Here is a 20,750-nt window from a genome sequence, read left to right on the forward strand (position 1 = left end):
ATAACATGACAAACATAGCAACCAAGGGCACGATGACGCGGCGAGAGCTGCTATCGCGCGCCACGGCAGCCGGCACCACTCTGGTCATCGGCGGTGGATTTGTTGCCGGGGCTGACGCCGCCTGGGCAATGGAAACCGCCGTGCTGAAGCCGGAAACCATGGCCACGCTGATCCAGATGGCGCGGGACATTTATCCGCACGATCATGTGGGCGATGAGTATTACGCCATGGCCGTCAAAGGATATGACACCGAAGACGCCGCGGAATCCGTTGAAGAAGGCATAGCCGCGCTCAACAGCGCCGCACAGGGCAAAGGCCACGCGGATTACATGTCGATGGGTTGGGAGCGCGACCGTGTGGATGTTCTGCGCGAAATGGAAGACAGCGCGTTCTTCCAACGAGTGCGCGGGGGTCTGGTCACCGGGCTCTATAACCAAAAGGCCGTCTGGCCCCTCTTTGGATACGAAGGCGAAAGCTATTCCCAGGGCGGCTACATGGACCGCGGCTTCAACGACATCAACTGGCTTTAAGCCATAGCCAACGAGGAGATTAAGACTATGGCTGCACCTTTTGAGATGACAGACGACAGTGTAATTGTCGTGATCGGAACCGGCGCCGGTGGCGGCGTTCTGGCAAACGAACTGGCCCAACGCGGCGTGAGCGTTGTGGCATTGGAAGCGGGCGGACGGTATCTGCCCGAAGACTACGTGAACGATGAATGGGAGAGCTTTGGCCAGCTGGCATGGCTTGACCCGCGCACTACATCAGGTGACTGGCGCGTGGCCAAGGACTTTTCCGGCCTGCCCGCCTGGATCGTCAAGGCCGTGGGCGGCACCACCACCCACTGGGCCGGTGCGAGCCTGCGCTTCCAGGACCACGAGTGGAAAGCCAAGACCACCTATGGCGACGTGCAGGGCGCGAACCTTCTGGACTGGCCCATTGATGGCGCTGAAATGGCGCCCTGGTATGATCTGGCCGAAGAAAAGCTGGGCGTGACCCGCACCGGGGACCGCGAAGGCCTGCCCGGTAACAACAACTATCTGGTCTTCGAGGCCGGGGCCAAGAAACTGGGATATGAACAGGTTCATACCGGTCGCATGGCGATCAATTCGGCAGATAATGACGACCGCCCCGCCTGTCAGCAAACCGGATTCTGTTTCCAGGGCTGCAAATGGGGGGCCAAATGGTCCGCTGCCTACACGGATATTCCGCGGGGGGAGGCCACAGGGAACCTCGAAGTGCGTGAAAAGGCCCATGTGCTGCGCATCGAGCACGGCGATGACGGCAAAGTCACCGGCGTCGTCTATGCCGATGCGGACGGGAATGAGCACACCCAGAAGGCGCGCGCGGTCTGCGTGGCTGGCAACTCATTCGAGAGCCCCCGCCTGCTGCTGAATTCCGCGACGGAGATGTATCCGGACGGGCTGGCCAACAGCTCGGGTCAGGTGGGGCGCAACTATATGCGTCACATGACGGGCTCGGTCTACGCGGTGTTCGACAAGCCTGTGAAGATGTGGCGCGGGACAACCATGGCCGGGATCATTCAGGACGAATCCCGCCATGACCCAAGCCGTGGCTTTGTTGGCGGGTACGAGCTTGAAACTCTCGCGCTTGGCCTGCCCTTCATGGCGGCCTTCCTCGATCCCGGCGGATGGGGACGCGAGTTCACCACCGCGCTGGACAGTTATGAAAACATGGCGGGCATGTGGATTGTGGGTGAGGATATGCCCCAGGAGACCAACCGCATCACGCTGAACCATGACGTCAAGGATCAGTTTGGCATGCCGGTGGTGAACGTGCATTTCGATGACCATCCCAACGATGTCGCCATGCGCAACCACGCCTATCAGCAAGGTGCTGCGGTCTATGACGCGGTGGGGGCCACACGGACCTTCCCGACACCGCCCTACCCGTCGACGCACAACCTTGGCACCAACCGGATGTCAGCGGATCCGGCAGACGGTGTGGTCAACGCCAATGGTCGCACCCATGATATCGAGAACCTCTTTATCTCGGACGGTTCGGTCTTTACCACCGGTGCTGCCGAGAACCCGACCCTGACCATTGTGGCGCTTGCCATCCGTCAGGCCGATCACATCGCTGGCGAGGTCGAAGCCGGCAATCTCTGATCAAGAGGGATTAGAAATTGAAACGGCGCCCGGAGTTTCGGGCGCCGTTTTTTCATGCCTCAGGCCGCGCCAGACGGCAGATAGGGAATGCCACCCGTGGCATCGGTGTCGTCAATCACAAAGAGGCTGCTGACAGTGCCGGCGATGCGTGCCTTGGCAAAGGGCGCATAGTCCGGATCATTCGCAAAGGCCTGCGCTGCGTCGACCGAGGGAAATTCGATCAGCGCCACAACATCTGCATTCGGGGCCTCACCCTCCAACTGGGTCAGATTTGCACTGCGGCTCAAGTACCGGCCACCGTGAGTGGCGGCGATATCATGTACTTTCGCAGCATAATCCGGGATCCAGGCATCATCGGTGACTTTCACCAGTGCAATCAGATAAACGGCCATTCTAAACTCCCTTATTTGTCATTGGTGCCACATGTGGCGCGGCGACACCGTAACATGGAACCGTTCGTGACATGCAATCTCGACGTTAGGCTGTACTCGGTTTTATAAAAATTTCGCCGACAATGCGATTTTCGCTTGCAGGGGGCGGTCAGAGTTTATATCTCCGCCTCACCCAAGGATGCGGGTGTAGCTCAGGGGTAGAGCGTTACCTTGCCAAGGTAAATGTCGTGAGTTCGAATCTCATCACCCGCTCCAATAAACTCAACGGCCAATGCGCCAACGAGTGACGCCACCTACCCTAAATTGACCGTGATGGCCCGGATTGTCGGACAACCAACCTAATGACCGCTTTAGCGTGTCGGCTCGGCACTGTCGGCCAATACCTGTTGCGTACCGTCGTTTTGGGGCGCGTCCAGTGTGGCCCATGTCTTGTCTTTGATGGGCGACGGCGGCGTATCGCATGACTTCTTGTGGATATTCACCTTGGCGATGAAATTGGCCGAAATCGGCGCTGTTACAAACAGAAAGGCCATGATCAGCAGTTCATGCATCGACCCTTCGCCAAACACGTAGGAATGGATCATCGAGGCCAGCAGCAAGGCCCCAACGCCAACGGTCCCCACCTTGGTCGGGGCGTGCAGGCGGGTCATGGAATCGTTGAATTTCAACAGACCGATTGAACCCACAAGCGAAAAGCCCGCGCCGATGATCAGCCAGAACGCAACTGCCAGAATGCCAAAGGTTTCCAACGTCATTCGATGATATCCCCCCTCAGTACAAATCGCGCATATGCGACGGTTGAGACAAAGCCCAGCATGGCAATGATCATCGAGGCTTCGAAATAGATCCGCGTGCCCTGCACAATGCCCAGAAGCACGATCAGCCCGATGGAATTCACCACCATCGTATCCAGCGCCAGAATGCGGTCGCCCGTATCCGGGCCAATCACCAGCCGGATCATCGCCATCACCTGCGCCAGCGCAACGGCAATCAGCGCAATGATCAGCGCGATGTTCATGAGATCAGCAGCTTGGGTCATACGAAAATCCTTTTCAGGCGGCGCTCGTAGCGGTCTTTGATCTGGTCCCGCACGGCATCGGGGTCTTCAGCATCCAGCGCGTGGACCAGAAGGCTGTGCCCCTCGCTCGACAAATCCGCCGAAACGGTGCCGGGTGTCAGGGTAATGGTACCCGCAAGAACGGTGATGGCCTCGGGTTGTTTCAGGTCCAGCGGAACCACCACCCAGGCCGGGCGCAGTTTGGAATTAGGCCGGGTCAGAACAATCCATGCCACCTCGAAATTGGCAATCAGGATGTCCCACATCACCAGCAGTGCATAGGGGATCATGCGTGTCAGCCGGAAACTGCGCGGGCGATCCGGCCACCAGACGGCGGTGCTGCGCGGGATAATGATGCCGAGGATCAGGCCAAACACCACCATTCCGGCGGATACCTCATTTTGCAGCAGAACCCAGACCACCGTCAGCAACAGCGTTACGAAGGGATGTGGAAAGAGCCAGTGGAAAACCTTCATCATCTCAATGCGCCTCCTCTTTGCCATCGCTGAGCTTGCCGGGCGTTCCGATCACGGTGGAAATATACCGATCAGGTGCAAAAAGATGTGTTGCGGTCTGCCCCATGTATTTATGCACAGGCCCCGCAAACACCGTCAGCGCGATGAGCAGGCTCAGCAGCCCGCCCACGGCCACATATGACAGGGCATTGGGGTGCGGCTCAGGCGGGGTGTCCTCTGGACGCTCAATACTGACCGATTTCCAGAACACGGTGCTGCCAGCCCGGGCAAAGCCAACAACGCTGATCAGACTGGCGCTGAGCACAATGGCCCAGGTCCAGACCACCAGCGGCGACGTGAAGGCCGCATCCAGGATCAGAAGCTTGCCGACAAAACCCGAGAGCGGCGGCAGGCCGGTCATCGCAATCGCGCCGGTGAAAAAGAGTGCCGCAGTTAGCGCCGCACCCGAGACCGGTGGCAAGGCTGTCAGCGCAAGGTTGTCGCGCCCTGCCCGTGTCAGATCGACAATCAGGAAAAGCGCCGCCCCGGCCAGGGTCGAATGCACGATGTAATAGAGCGCCGCCGCAACGCTGACCGGCGTGAACATCGATATGGCAATCATGACCATGCCCATGGATCCGATGACGGCAAACGCCACCAACCGGTCCAGCTTGCGCGCAGCCAGAACGCCGACCATGCCGATGGCCAGCGAAATCAGCGCGGCAGGCAAAAGCCATGTGCCATGCAGGCCGGCCGTGGCCTCCAGATCAGGCGGGAAGACCATCGTGTAGACGCGGATGATCGCATAGGCACCCACCTTGGTCATGATGGCAAAAAGAGCGGCAACCGGCGCCGGTGCTTCGGCATAGCTGGACGGCAGCCAGAAATGCAGCGGGACCAGTGCGGCCTTGATGGCAAAGACCAAGAGCAACAGCACCGATGCGATGCGGATGCCGACCGTCGCCTCCGGATCAATCAGGGTAACGCGCTGCGCCAGATCAGCCATGTTGAGCGTGCCGGTTTCGGCATAGATCGCGCCCAGTGCAAAAAGGAACAGCGTCGAGCCCAGCAGGTTATAGAGCACATATTGCACCCCGGCCCGCAGGCGCGCATTGCCGCCCGAATGGATCATCAGGCCATAAGATGCGATCAGAAGAACCTCGAAGAAAACAAAGAGGTTAAAGAGGTCGCCCGTCAGAAACGCCCCCATGATCCCCATAAGCTGGAACTGGAAAAGCGCATGGAAATGTCGCCCGCGATTGTCCCAGCCGGACCCGATGGCATAGAGCAGGACAAAGAATGCCAGTACCGATGTCAGCAGGATCATCAATGTCGACAGGCGGTCGCCCACCACGACAATGCCAAACGGCGCGGCCCAGTCGCCCAACTGATACAGCAGGACCGTACCGTCCGAGGCCTGCCACGCAAGCCCGGCGGTGATGATGGTCAGGGCCAGAACGCCCACAATCGAAAACACCCGCTGGATGCCGATGTGATACCGCGCGGCCAGCACGATAAACGGCGCCAGAATGGCGGGCAGGATGACGGGAAGAATGATCCAATGGGTCATGTGGCATCCTCCGGCGCGGCGTCAGCAGGCTCAATCGGGTCATCGACGCGGTCGTCATCCGAGCCCAGATACGCGCCCAATGCGATCATCACGACCACCGCCGTCATCCCGAAGGAAATCACGATGGCCGTCAGGACCAAAGCCTGCGGCAACGGGTCAGTGTAGTCTGAGGCGCCCTTGATCAGAATGGGCGACGCACCAACCGTGAGGCGGCCAGAGGCAAAGAGAAAGACGTTGACCGCATAGGTCAGGAGCGACACGCCCATAATCACCGGGAACGTGCGCAGGCGCAGCACCAGATAAAGCCCGGCGGCGGTGAGAATGCCGATGGCAGAGGCGACAAGCAATTCCATGTTACACCTCCTCCTTCGTCACGGGGCCCGGAGGATCGGGCACATCATCGCGCGACGGATCGATATCCATCGCATGTTCGCTTTCCGGCATATTGGCGCGCCGTGCCAGCCGCGAGAAACTTTCCAGCGACAGCATCACCGCACCAACAACCGCCAGGAACACGCCCAGATCAAACGCCGCGGCCGTGGCCAGTTCAAACTTCTCAAAGGGTGGAATGCGGACATAAGTGAAATCTGACGTCAGGAACGGCTTGCCGACAAACCACGAGCCAATGCCCGTCAGACCAGCAACCAGCACCCCTGCCCCGATGATCCCGTGGTAAGGATATCTAAGGCGCGCGGACGTCCATGTGAAACCGCTGGCCATGTATTGCATGACCACCGCGATCGACACGATCAGCCCGGCAATAAAGCCGCCGCCGGGCTCATTATGGCCCCGCAGGAAGATGTAGAACCCAACCATCAGGACCACGGGCATCATCACGCGCGTCAGGACCACCATCATCATCGGGTGACGGTCACCGGCACGGGGTTGATCCGGTTGCAGGTTCAAAAGCCGCGCGCGGACAGAGCCGGACAGAAGCGTTTCGGTCAGCGCATAAATGAGCAGCGCCGCAATCCCCAACACGATGATTTCGCCAAAGGTGTCGAAGCCCCGGAAATCAACAAGGATCACGTTGACCACATTGGTGCCGCCACCGCCCTTGTAGGAATTCGCCAGATGGAATTCCGAAATTGGCGGAGCCACGAAGTCGCGCAGCAGATAGTGATAGGACATCGCCATCGTGGCCAGACCGCCCGCCACGGCAACCGCCGCATCGCGGGTACGGCGCAACACGCTGCTTTCGACCGGTGTGCGGTTGGGCAGGAAGTTGAGCGCCAGAAGCAGCAAGATGATGGTGACAACCTCAACCGTGATCTGCGTCATTGCCAGATCCGGCGCGCTGAAGAACACAAACCCGACCGAAACCATAAGCCCGACAATGCCGATCAGGATGAGGGACAAGAGGCGATTGCGGTGCAAAAAGACCAGCCCGCCTGTTGCGGCCACCAGCATCAGCCAGCCGGCAATGGGCAGCGGTCCGGCAGGTTGCATGGCGCGGGTCATTTCGCCCACGGTGCCCGTGCTCCACGCGTGCAGACCGGCCGCAATGACCGTGACGGCCATGATGGCGCCGTAGCGGGTGAAGGCGCCGTTGTGAAGCGGATGGATAAGGGTCTGTGCCAGCGCGACCACGCTGGCAATCAGGCCTTCGAATATCGTCTTGGCTTCGGGCCGTGGTGCCGCATCCCAAAACCGCAGGGCCGGACGGTACGCGGCCAAAAGGATCAGACCGCCCACCACGGCGGCGATGGACATGAACAATGCGGGCACCAGACCATGCCAGATTTTGATATAGGCCTTGGGCATGGCCGCCGCGTCGCCCAGAACCGCTTCGGTGACAAGGCGGACATATGGCTCGGCCAGAAACGGTGCGACCCCGATGACCACCACCAGCACCACAAGGAACGCAGGCGGCAGCCACATACCGGGGCTCGGATCATGCGGTTTTGCCGGGTAGTCATCCCGGACCGGGCCAAAGAACACGTGGGAAATCAGGCGGAAGCAATAGCCCGCAGAGAAAAGCGAGCCGATCACGGCCATCGTCGGAACCAGCCAGGGCGCGCCAAAGAGCACGGTGTGATTGGCCTCCTCCAGCATCATCTCCTTCGACAGGAACCCGTTGAGCAGCGGAATGCCCGCCATCGACAGCGCCGCAATAGTCACGATCACAAAGGTGACCGGCATCAATGTGCGCAACCCGCCCAACCGTCGGATATCGCGGGTATGGGCCTCGTGATCGATGATCCCGGCGGACATGAAGAGCGCGGCCTTGAACGTGGCATGGTTGAGGATGTGAAAGACAGCCGCCATCGCACCAAAGGCGGTGCCGGTACCCAACAGCATGGTGATCAGACCCAGATGGCTGACCGTGGAGAAGGCCAAGAGCGCCTTGAGGTCATGTTTGAAGATCGCAATGACCGCGCCCAGCACCATGGTGACAAGCCCCGCCGTGGTGACAATCATGAACCATTCCGGCGTGCCCGACAGAACCGGCCACATCCGCGCCATCAGGAAGATGCCCGCCTTTACCATCGTGGCCGAATGCAGATAGGCCGAAACAGGGGTCGGCGCGGCCATGGCGTGCGGCAGCCAGAAGTGGAACGGGAACTGCGCCGATTTGGTGAAACAGCCCAACAGGATCAACAAAAGCGCCGGAACGTAAAGCGGCGAGGCTTGGATCATTTCGCGGTTTTCAAGGATCACGCTGAGGTCATAACTGCCCACGATCTGCCCGAGGATCAGCATGCCACCAATCATCGCCAAGCCGCCCATGCCCGTGACCGCAAGCGCCATGCGCGCGCCCTGACGGCCTTCGGGCAGGTGCTTCCAATAGCCAATCAGCAGGAAAGATGACAGCGAGGTAAGTTCCCAGAAAATAAGCAAAAGCAATACGTTATCGCTGAGAACGATACCAACCATGGCGCCCTGAAAGAGCAGCAAATAGGTGAAAAACTCACCCATGTTGTCATCGCGCGACAGATAGAACCTGGCATACGTGATGATCAAAAGCCCGATGCCCAGGATCAGGCTGGCAAAGAAAAAGCCCAACCCATCCAGCATCAGGGTGAAGTTCAGACCCAGAAGCGGCAACCAATCCACACGCGCCTGTACCACGTCTCCGGCGATCACCGCAGGCAGATTGGTCAGCAACCCGATGAAGGCGGCAAGGGACACAAGTAGCGTCACGCCAGCGCAAGCCTGACGGCCGGCGGAATTCATTAAACCTGGAAGGAGCGCGCCCAGAAAAGGCAGTAGTACGATTAGAAAAAGGGACACGCGAACTCCTGCCCTGAAATGAAGTGCTTCGACTTGTTTGCGACGATTCCAATATAGCTCAAACTTTAGAAGAGTTTAGTCCAAGTTGGAAAATTCTGGAATTTGTCCTTTTCTGTCCCGGGTCGCAGCTTTAGCGGCTTTTTGTGCGATATCAGGAAAAAAATCCCAATCGCTTTTGACCACTTTAACGGTACTAAGTTCGAAACAGCAAGACGGTGCGCCACGCCATCTCGCAAAACCACGCGAGTCGCCGCGGGCAAACCGCACACAAGCGTTCCATTTACGCTTCCCGGTCCGGGATGGCGGGCGTTTGGGCAACTGTTATGTGCGGCAAAGGCCCCTGCCTCTTGGCCTGCGCAAAAAGGCTGACTATACAGCGCCCTGACCAATCCAGCGGAGATGCGACATGCGCAGCGCCAAGATCACGCGAAAGACCGCCGAGACCGAGATTTCCGTTGAGGTGACCCTCGACGGCACCGGTGCCTATGACAATGAAACCGGCATCGGGTTTTTCGATCACATGCTGGACCAGCTGTCGCGCCATTCGCTGATCGATATGAAAATCCGCTGCGCAGGTGATCTGCACATTGATGATCACCACAGCGTTGAGGATGTGGGCATTGCCCTTGGCCAGGCCCTGACCGAGGCGCTTGGCGACAAGAAAGGCATTCGCCGCTACGGGGCCTGCCTTTTGCCGATGGATGATGCGCTGGTGCGCACCGCACTTGATCTGTCGGGGCGGCCTTTCCTGATCTGGAACCTTGAGTTGCCAACCCCCAAGATCGGCACGTTTGATTGCGAACTGGTGCGCGAGTTCTTTCAGGCGCTGAGCACCCATGGCGGCATCACGCTGCATGTGGATTGCCTGCACGGGATCAACAGCCACCACATGGCCGAAGCCGCGTTCAAATCCGTGGCCCGCGCCCTGCGCGAGGCGGTTGAAACCGATCCGCGCAAATCCGATGCCATCCCGTCCACCAAGGGCGCGCTTTGAGGGCCCCATGACAACAGTCATCATCGATTACGAAAGCGGGAACCTGCATTCCGCCGAAAAGGCGTTTCGGCGCATGGCGGATGAGGTGAATGGCGGTGAGGTTACGGTGACCTCTGACCCCGATATCGTGCGCGGCGCGGATCGCATCGTGCTGCCAGGTGACGGGGCCTTTCCGGCCTGCCGCACCGAGCTTTTTGACCACCGCGGGCTGTTTGAGGCGATCCACGAGGTGGTGATTGACGGCGGCAACCCGTTTTTCGGCATTTGCATCGGGATGCAAATGATGGCCACGCGCGGGCTGGAATATACCGAAACGCCGGGGTTTGACTGGATCGGCGGCACGGTTGAGGCGATTTCACCGGCCGATACGTCCTTGAAAGTGCCCCATATGGGCTGGAACGATCTGGTGATAGACCACCCCCACCCGCTGTTTGACGGGATCACTGCGGGCCAGCACGCCTATTTCGTGCATTCCTACCATTTCCGCGTGGATGATCCGGCGCAGCGTCTGGCGCATGTGGATTACAGTGGTGACATCACCGCGGTTGTCGGGCGTGACAACATGGTGGGCACGCAATTTCATCCGGAGAAAAGCCAGGCAACCGGCCTGCGGATGATCGCCAATTTTCTAAACTGGCGCCCTTAGCGCGCATTCAACATGAAGAACGCGCGCTAAGATTTTAACTTAGTTGACTTTGTTCCATGTGCCGCCATTGCGGCAAATCCCCAGAACACAGCCCTTTACGGTCAATTTCTTACCACTGAGCGAGAGTTTGGATTTGTAGGTTTTGTTGCGATCAGGCGAATAAACCTTACCGCTGTACTTACCGCCGCCCTCATTCACGGTTTCGGAAATGATCTGACGGCCGATATTTTCGCTCGCCATTTCCTTGCCACTGGGGTCATAGGATTTGACCAGCGTGCCACACAGCTTGGCCCCACAGGGCGCCACTTTGATCAAGCCCGAGTTGCCGTTATCGTCCTTGGTTGTGCGCCACATGCCTTCCAGCGGATCGGCGGCAAATGCCATGCCGGCGCTGAACAGCACCGCGGCACATGTCAGTGCAATCTTCTTCATTAGCTCTTCCTCCCTGAGTTCTGGCCAGACATTGACCAAGCCTGCCCCACCGATCAAGTCTGACGTTGGGTCGCGTTGCATTTGCCGCCTGCACGTGCAAAACGGCCCGCAAGACATCAAAAAGGCCGTTTCCCATGATCCTCTACCCCGCGATTGACCTCAAAGACGGCCAGGCCGTGCGCCTTTTCAAAGGCGAAATGGATCAGGCAACCGTGTTCAACGATGATCCGGCCGCACAGGCGATGGAATTCGTCAACGCGGGATGTGAATGGCTGCATCTGGTTGATCTCAACGGCGCTTTCGCCGGTGAGCCTGTGAATGCCGCCCCGGTCGAGGCCATTCTGGAACGCACGCAGGTTCCCGCGCAACTGGGCGGCGGCATCCGCGACATGGCCACGATCGAACGCTGGCTCTCCAAAGGGTTGGCGCGGGTCATTCTGGGCACCGTGGCCGTGGAAAACCCCGATCTGGTGCGCCAGGCTGCTCGCACCTTCCCGGGCAAGGTGGCTGTGGGCATCGACGCGCGCAATGGCCGCGTGGCCACCAAAGGCTGGGCCGAGGAAACCGATGTGATGGTCACCGATCTGGCGAAATCCTTTGAGGACGCGGGCGTGGCGGCGATCATCTACACCGACATCAACCGTGATGGCGCGATGCAGGGCCCGAACATCGAGGCCACGGCGGCCCTCGCCAACGCGGTCGACATCCCGGTCATTGCCAGCGGTGGTGTCAGCTCGCTGGAGGATCTCATCGCCCTGCGCGAATGTGGCGCACCGCTTGATGGTGCGATTTCCGGCCGGGCGCTTTATGATGGGGCTATCAATTTGGAAGAGGCACTCGCAACTCTGAAGAGGTGATCCCATGCTGAACCCCTCCGTTTCCGTCATGCCCCTGCCTGCGCAAAGTGCGTTGCATGACCGCGTAACCCCAGGTGATTTTGTCGATTGCTATAGCGTCGCATCTCCCCTCACCCCCAGACATGCAGCTGAAATCATTACGGATTTCCCCGGTTGGGCCCGCTGGCTACTGCTCGTCCGGCGCGCTCTTACCGCACCCTTTGGCTTATCCAATGATGGCCCGGGCGGGGAGGATAAGGTTGGAATTTTCCCGGTCGAATCCGAAACGGCCGAAGAGCTAATCGCCGGGTTCAACGACCGGCATCTGGATTTCCGCGTGTCCGTGGTGTCCAGGGAAGGTCGCGTGTCGCTGGCCACATGGGTGCACACGCATAATATCGGCGGACGCCTCTATCTGGCCGCGATCATGCCGTTTCATATCGCCATTGCCCGCAATGCCCTGGCGCGGGTCGGGCGCCACCCGGAAATGGCGCCCGGCTGATATCAGCTGCCCGCGGCTTTGCCAGTCAGCTTGGCCAGCGCACCCGTCATTTTCTTCAGGTACTCCGCATCGGCCGGGATATTCAGATCATCCAGCATCTCGGCCGGATCTTCATAGGCCAGCCATGTCTGCCCGTCGGCATCCTGATAGACCAGCACCTTGAGCGGCAGATATAGCCCGGCGAGCGGATCGTCCTGCATCGCGGGCGTGCCCAGCTTGGGATTGCCAAAGATCAAAAGCTGCTCGGGGGCCAGTTCCAAATCCACCTTGGCCGCACCACCGGCATGATCGACACGGGCAAAAACGGTGGCTCCGGCACCGGTAACGGCGGCCTCCAGCGCGTCCATCGTGCTGGCCACATCCCCGTTTGCCTTAACTTTCACGATGTCCTGCCCGGCATAAGCAGGCAATGACATCAACGACATGGCCACGGCCGCGACAAATTTTCTCATGACAATCTCCTCAAGAATGCGAATGTTACTCTGGCTACCCTCTGGCATATGAACTGATTTGCCCATAAACGGTTGCGTGAGTTTTGTGACGGAAAGCGAGAACATGCTCAAGACCCGGATCATACCCTGCCTCGATGTGGCGGATGGGCGCGTTGTAAAGGGCGTGAATTTCGTCGATCTGGTGGATGCGGGTGATCCGGTGGATGCCGCGCGCGCCTATGATGCGGCCGGGGCAGATGAGCTGTGTTTTCTCGACATTCAGGCCACCCATGAAAATCGCGGCACGATGTTTGATGTGGTCCGCCGGACGGCCGAGCAATGCTATATCCCACTGACCGTGGGCGGCGGCGTGCGCACGGTCGAAGACGTCCGCGCCCTGCTCTTGGCCGGGGCGGACAAGGTCAGTTTCAATTCCGCCGCCGTCGCCAACCCGGATGTGGTGCGCGAAGCCGCCGAACAATTTGGCAGCCAGTGCATTGTTGTCGCGATCGACGCGAAAACCGTGAGCCCTGGTAAATGGGAGCTTTTCACCCATGGCGGCCGTAAACCTACAGGCATAGATGCCGTTGAGTTTGCTAAACTGGTTGAAGAAAAAGGCGCGGGTGAAATCCTGCTAACTTCGATGGATCGCGATGGCACCCGCGCGGGCTTCAACCTGCCGCTGACACGCGCGATCAGCGATGCGGTGGGTATTCCGGTGATCGCCTCCGGCGGCGTCGGCACTTTGGATCACCTGGTCGAAGGCGTGACCAAGGGCGGGGCAAGTGCTGTTCTGGCCGCGTCGATTTTTCACTTTGGTGACTATTCGATTGCCGAGGCCAAGGCACATATGGCCGCTGCCGGCATTCCAATGAGGATACACGCATGACGCTGGATGATCTGGCACAGGCCATAGCAACACGCGCCACCGCCGATGTTTCCGAGAGCTGGACGGCGAAATTGCTGGCCAAGGGGCCTGAAAAATGCGCCGAAAAGTTCGGGGAAGAGGCCGTTGAGGCGGTCATCGAAGCCGTGAAAGGCGACAAGGCCGCGCTGACCGCCGAAGCGGCGGATGTGCTTTACCATCTGCTTGTAATGCTGCAATCACGCGATGTGGCATTTGCGGATGTCATGGCCGAGTTATCGCGCCGCCAAGGCACCAGCGGATTGGCCGAAAAGGCCGCAAGAAAGAAAGACCAAGCATGATCCGTCACATCGTATTTTTCAGCGCCGCCGACCCGGATGACGTGGATGCCATCCGCGAGGGCCTGATGATGCTGAAAGACATTCCCGATGCCCGCCATTTTGAAGTGGGTGAAAACATGCATAGCGACACGATCTCGGGGCCCAAGATCGATGTGGTGGTTTACGCGGAGTTTTCAGACGAGGCTGCATTGGCCGCCTACAAGGCCAACCCGATTTACGAAGCCTGCATTGCAAAAGTCCGGCCCATGCGTGAAATGCGCATCGCAGCTGATTTCCATTCCGCTACAGCGGCTTGAGACGCAAACTTAAAGTCTGGATGAGACCAGCCCGGTATTGATCCCGGCCTTTCGCAATTCGCCAAAGAGCCGCTGATGCTCCATCTTGGGGCATCGGTTCATCACGACATCAATGTCGCGGGTTCGGGCAATCTCTGCCGCCTCCATATTGATCACGCCGATCTGCATCCAGACGGTTTGCAGATTGTCGAACACGCGCAACGCGTCTTCCACGATGGGCAGAACATGCTCGGAGCGGCGAAAGATATCGACCATGTCGACCGGCTCTTTGATGTCAGAAAGGCGGGCCTGAACGGTCTGGCCAAACAATTCTTTGCCCGCGTGGCCTGGATTGATCGGGATGACCTTGTACCCTTTGAGCGACAAATAGCGCGCCACGTAGTAGCTGGGACGAATTTCGTTCATCGACACGCCCACAACAGCGATCGTTTTGGTGCGCGTCAGAAGGTGCCGCAGATACGAGATCAGAATATTTCTCTTCCACATCAAAGCCTTAAACCGTTTCTTCGGCCAATCTAACCCGTCAACGCCAAGAAAAAAGCGCCCAGGACGAACCTGGGCGCCAGTCGCGGAACGAGGGACAGTGAAGTGAAGCGCCGATGTTCCAGATCAACGCCTCTGGGATATAGATAGGTCCTGCTTAAGGAATAAAAAGAGAATGTAATATAGGTGTGAACAGAGCGTTAATTTTGGTGATGTCAGTCGAAAATGTCCTCGACCACATCCCAAATCTCTTCAAAAATCTTTCGCGACAATGGCTTACGTGAACGGCGCTTTTCCTTTTTGCGACGCCGACGTGGATCATATGTGCGAGATTCTGCCTTTTTACGCGGTTTCGTCGCTTTTTCGCTGTTAACTTTTTGCGCCTCGACCGGCTGTGGCATGAGTTTCATTTCGTGCAGAGGTGCGCCACAGGCCGAACACGCCAATTCGTGCCGCGCCTGATCCAACACCAAAAAGGCACGGGTCCCGCAATAACAACAGGTCGCAATCTTGCGGGTTTGAGGCATGAAGGCATTTCCTAAGTCAGTTGGCTAAAGCTAGATATTGGGCGCCCGGAAGGCTGGCGCAAGTGCGGCCATTGCACGCGTTTCGCCGCGCCCCAGGTGCTCTGCGTTTGGCCGCAACGATCAGGGTCGCGCGGCGTAGAGTGCAACCGCCGCTGCGTTTGACACATTGAGCGATCCAAAATCAGCTGCATATTCGATCCGAACCAATTGATCGCATGTTTCCTTGGTCTTTTGCCGCAAGCCGGGCCCCTCCGCGCCCAAAACAAGCGCCACGGCCCGATCACGTCGTCCGTCCAATGCTGCATCGATCGTGCTGTCCGCCTCACCGTCGAGGCCCAGAACCAGATATCCCATCGCCTGCAGCGCGGTGATGCCATCCGCCAGATTGCGGATGCGCATATACGGCTGACGTTCCAGCGCGCCGCTGGCGGTTTTGGCCAGCGCACCGGTTTCGGGCGCCGCATGATGGCGCGGTGCGACCACCGCACATGCGCCGAACACTTCGGCCGAGCGCAGGATGGCGCCGACGTTATGCGGATCTGTTACCCGGTCGAGCAGGATCACCCGGGGCGGGCGTGATCCATCCCCCAGACACCGCTCTTCCAGCGCGCCCCAATCCAGTGGTTTCACTTCAAGTGCAGCCCCTTGGTGCACCGATTGCGGATCAATGGGCGCAGTGAAACGCCTTGGGTCTGCCATTTCGGGCGCCATACCCGACGTCGTAATGGCATCCGCCAGCTTGTCGTGGGCGTTTTTGGTGACGATCAAACGCAGTTTTTCGCGGGCTGGGTTCATCAGCGCATCTCGCACCGCGTGCACGCCAAAGAGCCACAGTGTTTCCGCAGATGCCGCACGTTTGGCCTGCTCTTTTTCCACCACCCATTTGGGTTTCTTCATGACGCCATTTGCCCCTTTTCCTGAGCGCGCGACAATGCGCTGCGTGCGGAGCCAGTGCAAGGTATTTTCCTGTTGACGGTGCCCGGCAGCACTTGTAATCAGCGCTGCACGTCAGGCGGTCAAGCCCCTGACCGTGGGCGACAGGCCGCAAGGTGTGGCAGGGGACTGTAACTCCCTCGCGGAGACGCACGCCTGGTTCGATTCCAGGGTCGCCCACCATTCAGCCTCTCCAAACCCCTGAAATCATGACCACCCGCAAAAGTGTCTTCAGTCTGTGGTCACTTTGAACCGGTGCGTCGAAGTTTACCCTCAAGATCCGGTCGTATTTGCGTCAACGCGAAGTTGGTCGCTGCAATCATGTGTCGTTTCAGCAAAAAACACGTTGAAGTCTGCCACTTGGAATGCACACCTGCCACGGCGGATCGTGCACAGCACCTTGTTGTCTTGAAGTTCAGAAGGGTTTTCCAACGGGTTGTCTTTCAGAATGGCGAAATCAGCGAGCTTGCCGGCTGAAATCGACCCGCGTTCATGCTCCTGAAACACTTGCCACGCAGCATCGATTGTTTGCGCTTTGAGGGCGGAATATGCCGAGATCTTTTCGCGTTCCCCCAACAGCCGCCCAGATGCGGTCAACCGGTTCACGGCACAATGCGCAAGGTGCAGGGGCCGGGTTGGTGTGACCGAGGCGTCATTGTGGATGGTATAGCGAATGCCCAAACGTTCGGCTGAGGCTGCAGGTGAAATTCTGGACGCACGCGCGGGGCCCAGAAACGTATCGTGGTGGCGATCTCCCCAAAAATGAATATGTGCGGAAAAGAAGCTGATCGTGACACCCAGGTAGACGATACGGTCCAACTGGTCGTCACGCAAAACCTGGCCATGAATGATCGTGTGTCGGTGATCATTGCGGGGGGTTGCCTGCAAGGCGGCCTCGACCGCATCTAGGAACATGTCCGTTCCCGCGTCACCATTACAATGGCAGTGGATTTGGAACCCCATATCGTGCAGCTTTTGCACTTCACGCATATGGTCGGCCCGGTCGACATAGGGCATCCCGCACGGGGCCGCCACATCCGAGGGCTGGTGATACGGCACCGTGAGATAGGCGGTCTGAAGTTGAAAAGCGCCATCGGTAAAGAGCTTGCGCGGTCCAAGCTTGAAATAGGGCGTGTCCGCCCAGTCGATTGGGGATGTACCCGTTGTGAGCTCAGGCTCCAGCTCTCCGATCGGGAGCAACAGGATATCGATCCCCGGGTCAGACCCGGACGGCAGGCTCGCAAAATGCGCGAGCATGGTGGCAGACGCCCAGGCGTTTTGTGCATAGGTCACACCGTGGGCCAAATACTCGTCGCGACAGGCCTCAAAACCCTGCCAGAAGCGTTCGCGATTGATCAGAAAATCTGTGTCAGCCATCGCACCCATGGCAGAGATGCCTTCGACCAGACCTGTCAATTCGCCTGTTTGGGGATCGCGCCCGAAACGGCCGCCTACCGGATCAGGCGTCTCGCGATCGATCCCGCGCAGCCGCAAGGTGTAGGAGTTGGCCGTGCCGTTATGGCCTGATGCATGCAGCACCCAAACCGGATGATCTTTTGATACGCTGTCCAGCTCCGAGCGGGTGGGCATACGCCCTTCGGCAATGGCGGTATTGTCGAACAGGACGCCCATCACCCATTCGCCCTTGGGCGTTTGCGCCGCCTTTTCCCTCAACCGGGTCAGCGCTGTCGCCATATCCACGCAATCCCCGCGCGGGGGGCCGCCAGATCAACGCGAAAGAGCTGAATGAACCCCGGATCAGGAAAATGTCCATGCGGATCAATAAACGCGGGCAGCAGGCTGTGGCCTTGCAGATCAATCTCTTGCGCGTGGCTGTCCATTTGGGTGCGCAGCATGTTTTCGGTACCAACGGCGACGATACGGTCACCCTCTGTCAGGACGGCATCGGCATTTGGCTGCCCGTCATCCATCGTCAGGATTGTGCCGTTGAAATAGAGGTTTTGCCCAAGGCCCATGTGCAATCCTACTTTGGTCCGAGAGTTCCGGGACCTTCCGCGCCGATCAGAACGCGGAAGGCCAGAGCGTAACCCGGGAGGTGGTTACACCATCCACCAGCGGTCCATGATCCGCCGGCCGTCAAAGCCCCGCACCCACGAAAGATCACCGTGGCCGATCTTGTCGTTGCGCGCGTGCACTTCGTTGGCGAACATCGGAACAATATTGCCACCCTCATCGCGCAGGATGATCTGGATGTCGCGATACATCTCAGCCCGCAGGCCTTCGTCCAGTTCGGCGCGCGCAGCCACCAGCAATTCGTTGAATTTGGGATGATCCCACTGGGTATCGTTCCACGCGGCACCGGGCGCAAATCCTGTCGACAGCATCGTGTCTTCGGTCGGATAGCCGCCCCAGTAGCTCGCGCTCCATGGCTTTTTCATCCAGACATCGGACCAGTAGCCATCATTGGGTTCCCGCACGACGTTGATGTTGATCCCCGCATCCTTGGCCGAGGCTTGGAACAGCACAGCCGCATCCAGCGCCCCGCTATAGGCGGCATCCGACGCGCTGAGGTTGATATCAACGCTGCCCAGCCCGGATTTCTCCATGTGGTGCTTGGCCTTGTCCGGGTCATAGCTGTTCTGCTCAATATCGGCCGCGTGGTACCGGTAAGACGGCCCGATCGGATGGTCGTTGCCTGCCACGCCGTGACCAAAGAGGATCTTGTCGACAATGTCCTGACGGTTGATCGCAAACTTCAACGCCTTGCGCAGGTGGAGGTTATCGAACGGTGCCATCTTGGTCATCATCGGGAAGGTATAATGCAGCGGTCCTGCGCCCTCTTCGATGATGACGCCCGGTGTACGCGACATCAGCGCCAGCGTTTTCAGCTCAACCCGGTCAATGCAATCAACTTCACCCGTGATCAGCGCATTCTGACGGGCGGCCGGATCGGTGATGGATTGCAGATCAATCGTGTCCGCATGGGCAGCGCCCTCTTTCCAGTAATTCGGATTGCGCTCGAACTCATAGCGCTGGCCCGGTTGTTCGTTCTTGAGGATGTACCCGCCGGATCCGCCCCCTTGCCAATCGATGCTGTTATCCTTGGCGGGATAGATGCCAAACGTCGCCTCATTGAAGTTAAACGGGAAATCCGCGTTTCCGGCCGACAAGGTCACTACGATTGTGTTGCCGTCCGCTTTAATCTCGGTCACCGCGTCCATCACCGGCTTGCCAACGGATGTCGATTCTTCGCCGCGGTGATAGTTGAGCGACGCAATCACATCTTCAGCGGTCATGGTCTTGCCGTTGTGGAATTCCACCCCGTCGCGCAGCTTGAAGGTCCAGACCTTGGCGTCGGGCGAAGAACTCCACTCCGTCGCCAGCGATCCCACCAGATTACCCTGCGCGTCCAACTCGGTCAGTGTATTGGCAACGCCGTAGGCAACAACCCATTGCAACCCATTGGTCAATGTGGCCGGATCCCGCGTGTCGGACGTGGCGCCGTGGCCCATCGCCAGACGCATGTGCCCACCCTTGTTGGGGGTCGCGGCATGGGCTTGGTTGAACAGTCCCGTGCCAACGCTCAGCGCCACCCCCAGGGCGGTACTGCGGCCCAAGAATTCGCGGCGCGACATGCGGCCCTTTTCCACCTGTTCGATTAGCCACTTGGCGTGTCTTTCCTGTGCGTTCATGTCTTTTCCTCCCGAAAACACCCACGGCGCGTGCCGCAATATGGGGACAGGGTCACCTCTGCTCTTGATTCTTTAAACTGTGCAGGTTTACATATTTGTACGCATTATGACGCTAGTTCGCGCACATTAGAGAATAAAAACCCTGTCCTATGGAAAATTTCGCTGAAAATTTACGAAGCATCTGCGCGGACTACGGATCGATCGCGCAAGTCTGCCGCGAAATCGGCATTAACCGCCAGCAGTTCAATCGGTATCTGAACGGCGGGGGTATGCCCTCGGCCCATAACCTGCGCAGAATAGCGCGGTATTTCGACCTGCCCGAGGCTGACCTTTTTGCCGATCACGACGACTTCACCCGCAAACACATCCTGAACCAGAAGCGCACCGCCAGCGGACCTGTTGACCTTATGATCAGCCCCTTTCGCGACCAGACCCAAGCATTGCGCCGCTACCTCGGGTTTTACCATTCGCATTTCCAGACCCCTACTTGGGATGGCATGATCTTGCGCAGCCTGATCTGGCTTTACGAAAAAGACGGTTATGTGATGTCCCGCTCGGTTGAACGCGTGACAGCGCAGGATGGCAGTGTGAATCAGAAATCACGTTACGAAGGGATGGTGTCGCAGCGGGGAAACCGCGTTTACATCGTTGAGCATGAGATGGTGCGTGATGGCAGCATCGTTGAAACCATCCTGACGCCGTCTCACCGCCAACAGGTCAAATTTCTGCGCGGGATGACAATAGGCGTCGCGTGGCGCCCTCATGTCAGCCCCTATGCGTCTCGTGCCATCTGGAAGCGGATCGAAAGCAAGGTCACGTTGCGGGAAGCCCTGAAGGCCTGCGGCGCTTATGCGCATCAAAGCCGCACCATCGACCCGACCGTGCGGGCGTATTTGAGCGAACAGCAAGAGCCGTCGCCATCGAACGCCTCACAGCATGTTTTGTCGTGATTGACAGAACCCATTCAACGCGCC

General features: G+C 58.7%; 25 protein-coding genes and 2 tRNA genes. 12 read left to right on the forward strand and 15 right to left on the reverse strand.

Going from position 1 to position 20,750, the window contains the following annotated elements:
• Positions 1-5: 5 nt before the first annotated feature.
• Together ACZ1HJ_RS17100 and ACZ1HJ_RS17105 are read left to right on the forward strand one after the other, a co-directional pair.
• The gene (locus ACZ1HJ_RS17100; RefSeq protein ID WP_472719842.1) at positions 6-530 is read left to right on the forward strand and encodes a Twin-arginine translocation pathway signal; all 525 of its coding nucleotides are present in this window, start codon (positions 6-8) and stop codon (positions 528-530) included.
• Positions 531-557: 27 nt separating this feature from the next.
• The gene (locus ACZ1HJ_RS17105) at positions 558-2,129 is read left to right on the forward strand and encodes a GMC family oxidoreductase (RefSeq protein WP_472719843.1); all 1,572 of its coding nucleotides are present in this window, start codon (positions 558-560) and stop codon (positions 2,127-2,129) included.
• Between the two features lie 59 nt (positions 2,130-2,188).
• On the opposite strand, the gene ACZ1HJ_RS17110 is transcribed toward ACZ1HJ_RS17105, so the two are convergent.
• Positions 2,189-2,521 (reverse strand): DUF1330 domain-containing protein, encoded by a 333-nt coding sequence (locus tag ACZ1HJ_RS17110; RefSeq protein ID WP_472719844.1) that lies wholly within the window; start codon positions 2,519-2,521, stop codon positions 2,189-2,191.
• Between the two features lie 180 nt (positions 2,522-2,701).
• On the opposite strand from ACZ1HJ_RS17110, the gene ACZ1HJ_RS17115 reads away from it, so the two are divergent.
• Positions 2,702-2,776: transfer RNA gene (locus ACZ1HJ_RS17115), tRNA-Gly, on the forward strand.
• Between the two features lie 95 nt (positions 2,777-2,871).
• Here the strand turns inward: ACZ1HJ_RS17115 and ACZ1HJ_RS17120 are convergent.
• Genes ACZ1HJ_RS17120 through ACZ1HJ_RS17145 form a run of 6 tightly spaced genes read right to left on the reverse strand, consistent with a single transcriptional unit; the run spans position 2,872 to position 8,837 of the window.
• Entirely contained in the window at positions 2,872-3,276 is a 405-nt protein-coding gene (locus tag ACZ1HJ_RS17120; protein ID WP_472719845.1) for a Na+/H+ antiporter subunit G, read from the reverse strand.
• Positions 3,273-3,560 carry a K+/H+ antiporter subunit F gene (locus ACZ1HJ_RS17125; RefSeq protein WP_472719846.1) on the reverse strand — a complete coding sequence of 96 codons (288 nt, stop codon included), beginning with the start codon at positions 3,558-3,560 and terminating at the stop codon, positions 3,273-3,275. The genes ACZ1HJ_RS17120 and ACZ1HJ_RS17125 overlap by 4 nt, the downstream gene beginning before the upstream one ends.
• Positions 3,557-4,057, reverse strand: a complete 501-nt coding sequence (locus tag ACZ1HJ_RS17130) for a Na+/H+ antiporter subunit E (RefSeq protein ID WP_472719847.1) — start codon at positions 4,055-4,057, stop codon at positions 3,557-3,559. The genes ACZ1HJ_RS17125 and ACZ1HJ_RS17130 overlap by 4 nt, the downstream gene beginning before the upstream one ends.
• 1 nt (position 4,058) lies before the next feature.
• Entirely contained in the window at positions 4,059-5,603 is a 1,545-nt protein-coding gene (locus ACZ1HJ_RS17135) for a monovalent cation/H+ antiporter subunit D (protein ID WP_472719848.1), read from the reverse strand.
• The gene (locus ACZ1HJ_RS17140) at positions 5,600-5,956 is read right to left on the reverse strand and encodes a Na+/H+ antiporter subunit C (RefSeq protein ID WP_472719849.1); all 357 of its coding nucleotides are present in this window, start codon (positions 5,954-5,956) and stop codon (positions 5,600-5,602) included. Before ACZ1HJ_RS17140 ends, ACZ1HJ_RS17135 begins: the two co-directional genes overlap by 4 nt.
• A gap of 1 nt (position 5,957) precedes the next feature.
• Entirely contained in the window at positions 5,958-8,837 is a 2,880-nt protein-coding gene (locus tag ACZ1HJ_RS17145; protein ID WP_472719850.1) for a monovalent cation/H+ antiporter subunit A, read from the reverse strand.
• 406 nt (positions 8,838-9,243) lie between these two features.
• On the opposite strand from ACZ1HJ_RS17145, the gene hisB reads away from it, so the two are divergent.
• Both hisB and hisH read left to right on the forward strand, forming a co-directional pair.
• Positions 9,244-9,831 carry an imidazoleglycerol-phosphate dehydratase HisB gene (gene hisB / locus ACZ1HJ_RS17150; RefSeq protein ID WP_472719851.1) on the forward strand — a complete coding sequence of 196 codons (588 nt, stop codon included), beginning with the start codon at positions 9,244-9,246 and terminating at the stop codon, positions 9,829-9,831.
• Between the two features lie 7 nt (positions 9,832-9,838).
• Positions 9,839-10,477, forward strand: coding sequence for an imidazole glycerol phosphate synthase subunit HisH (gene hisH / locus ACZ1HJ_RS17155; RefSeq protein ID WP_472719852.1), 639 nt, complete (start codon positions 9,839-9,841; stop codon positions 10,475-10,477).
• Between the two features lie 39 nt (positions 10,478-10,516).
• Here hisH and ACZ1HJ_RS17160 read toward each other — a convergent pair whose 3' ends face one another.
• Positions 10,517-10,909 (reverse strand): DUF2147 domain-containing protein, encoded by a 393-nt coding sequence (locus ACZ1HJ_RS17160; RefSeq protein ID WP_472719853.1) that lies wholly within the window; start codon positions 10,907-10,909, stop codon positions 10,517-10,519.
• A gap of 134 nt (positions 10,910-11,043) precedes the next feature.
• Between ACZ1HJ_RS17160 and hisA the strand changes: the two genes are divergently transcribed.
• Positions 11,044-11,766, forward strand: a complete 723-nt coding sequence (gene hisA / locus ACZ1HJ_RS17165; RefSeq protein ID WP_472719854.1) for a 1-(5-phosphoribosyl)-5-[(5-phosphoribosylamino)methylideneamino]imidazole-4-carboxamide isomerase — start codon at positions 11,044-11,046, stop codon at positions 11,764-11,766.
• A gap of 4 nt (positions 11,767-11,770) precedes the next feature.
• Positions 11,771-12,247, forward strand: coding sequence for a DUF2867 domain-containing protein (locus tag ACZ1HJ_RS17170; protein WP_472719855.1), 477 nt, complete (start codon positions 11,771-11,773; stop codon positions 12,245-12,247).
• Positions 12,248-12,249: 2 nt separating this feature from the next.
• On the opposite strand, the gene ACZ1HJ_RS17175 is transcribed toward ACZ1HJ_RS17170, so the two are convergent.
• Positions 12,250-12,699 (reverse strand): DUF302 domain-containing protein, encoded by a 450-nt coding sequence (locus tag ACZ1HJ_RS17175; protein WP_472719856.1) that lies wholly within the window; start codon positions 12,697-12,699, stop codon positions 12,250-12,252.
• Positions 12,700-12,802: 103 nt separating this feature from the next.
• On the opposite strand from ACZ1HJ_RS17175, the gene hisF reads away from it, so the two are divergent.
• From hisF to ACZ1HJ_RS17190, 3 genes are read left to right on the forward strand one after another with little or no spacing between them, the layout of a single operon-like run.
• Complete coding sequence (gene hisF / locus ACZ1HJ_RS17180) at positions 12,803-13,567, forward strand: imidazole glycerol phosphate synthase subunit HisF (RefSeq protein WP_472722230.1); 765 nt, start codon at positions 12,803-12,805, stop codon at positions 13,565-13,567.
• The gene (locus ACZ1HJ_RS17185) at positions 13,564-13,884 is read left to right on the forward strand and encodes a phosphoribosyl-ATP diphosphatase (RefSeq protein WP_472719857.1); all 321 of its coding nucleotides are present in this window, start codon (positions 13,564-13,566) and stop codon (positions 13,882-13,884) included. Before hisF ends, ACZ1HJ_RS17185 begins: the two co-directional genes overlap by 4 nt.
• On the forward strand, positions 13,881-14,180 hold the full coding sequence (locus ACZ1HJ_RS17190) for a Dabb family protein (protein ID WP_472719858.1): 300 nt from the start codon (positions 13,881-13,883) through the stop codon (positions 14,178-14,180). The genes ACZ1HJ_RS17185 and ACZ1HJ_RS17190 overlap by 4 nt, the downstream gene beginning before the upstream one ends.
• Positions 14,181-14,189: 9 nt before the next feature.
• Here ACZ1HJ_RS17190 and ACZ1HJ_RS17195 read toward each other — a convergent pair whose 3' ends face one another.
• The 3 genes from ACZ1HJ_RS17195 to rlmB all read right to left on the reverse strand — a co-directional run bounded on the left by ACZ1HJ_RS17195 (position 14,190) and on the right by rlmB (position 16,087).
• Positions 14,190-14,666, reverse strand: coding sequence for a CoA-binding protein (locus ACZ1HJ_RS17195; protein ID WP_472719859.1), 477 nt, complete (start codon positions 14,664-14,666; stop codon positions 14,190-14,192).
• 212 nt (positions 14,667-14,878) lie between these two features.
• Entirely contained in the window at positions 14,879-15,190 is a 312-nt protein-coding gene (locus ACZ1HJ_RS17200) for a hypothetical protein (protein WP_472719860.1), read from the reverse strand.
• Between the two features lie 120 nt (positions 15,191-15,310).
• Complete coding sequence (gene rlmB, locus ACZ1HJ_RS17205; protein WP_472719861.1) at positions 15,311-16,087, reverse strand: 23S rRNA (guanosine(2251)-2'-O)-methyltransferase RlmB; 777 nt, start codon at positions 16,085-16,087, stop codon at positions 15,311-15,313.
• 135 nt (positions 16,088-16,222) lie between these two features.
• On the opposite strand from rlmB, the gene ACZ1HJ_RS17210 reads away from it, so the two are divergent.
• A tRNA-Tyr gene (locus ACZ1HJ_RS17210) sits at positions 16,223-16,306 on the forward strand.
• A 90-nt stretch (positions 16,307-16,396) separates the two neighbouring features.
• Here ACZ1HJ_RS17210 and ACZ1HJ_RS17215 read toward each other — a convergent pair.
• The 3 genes from ACZ1HJ_RS17215 to ACZ1HJ_RS17225 form a co-directional block, all read right to left on the reverse strand.
• Positions 16,397-17,818 carry an amidohydrolase gene (locus ACZ1HJ_RS17215; RefSeq protein ID WP_472719862.1) on the reverse strand — a complete coding sequence of 474 codons (1,422 nt, stop codon included), beginning with the start codon at positions 17,816-17,818 and terminating at the stop codon, positions 16,397-16,399.
• Positions 17,803-18,099: a hypothetical protein gene (locus tag ACZ1HJ_RS17220; protein WP_472719863.1), complete on the reverse strand. Its 297-nt coding sequence runs from the start codon at positions 18,097-18,099 to the stop codon at positions 17,803-17,805. The genes ACZ1HJ_RS17215 and ACZ1HJ_RS17220 overlap by 16 nt, the downstream gene beginning before the upstream one ends.
• 84 nt (positions 18,100-18,183) lie before the next feature.
• Entirely contained in the window at positions 18,184-19,776 is a 1,593-nt protein-coding gene (locus tag ACZ1HJ_RS17225) for an ABC transporter substrate-binding protein (RefSeq protein ID WP_472719864.1), read from the reverse strand.
• A gap of 149 nt (positions 19,777-19,925) precedes the next feature.
• Here ACZ1HJ_RS17225 and ACZ1HJ_RS17230 point away from each other — a divergent pair, with 149 nt between their 5' ends.
• Positions 19,926-20,726 (forward strand): helix-turn-helix domain-containing protein, encoded by an 801-nt coding sequence (locus ACZ1HJ_RS17230; RefSeq protein ID WP_472719865.1) that lies wholly within the window; start codon positions 19,926-19,928, stop codon positions 20,724-20,726.
• Positions 20,727-20,750 lie beyond the last annotated feature (24 nt).

The organism is Roseovarius sp. JB2-10, from assembly GCF_055693585.1.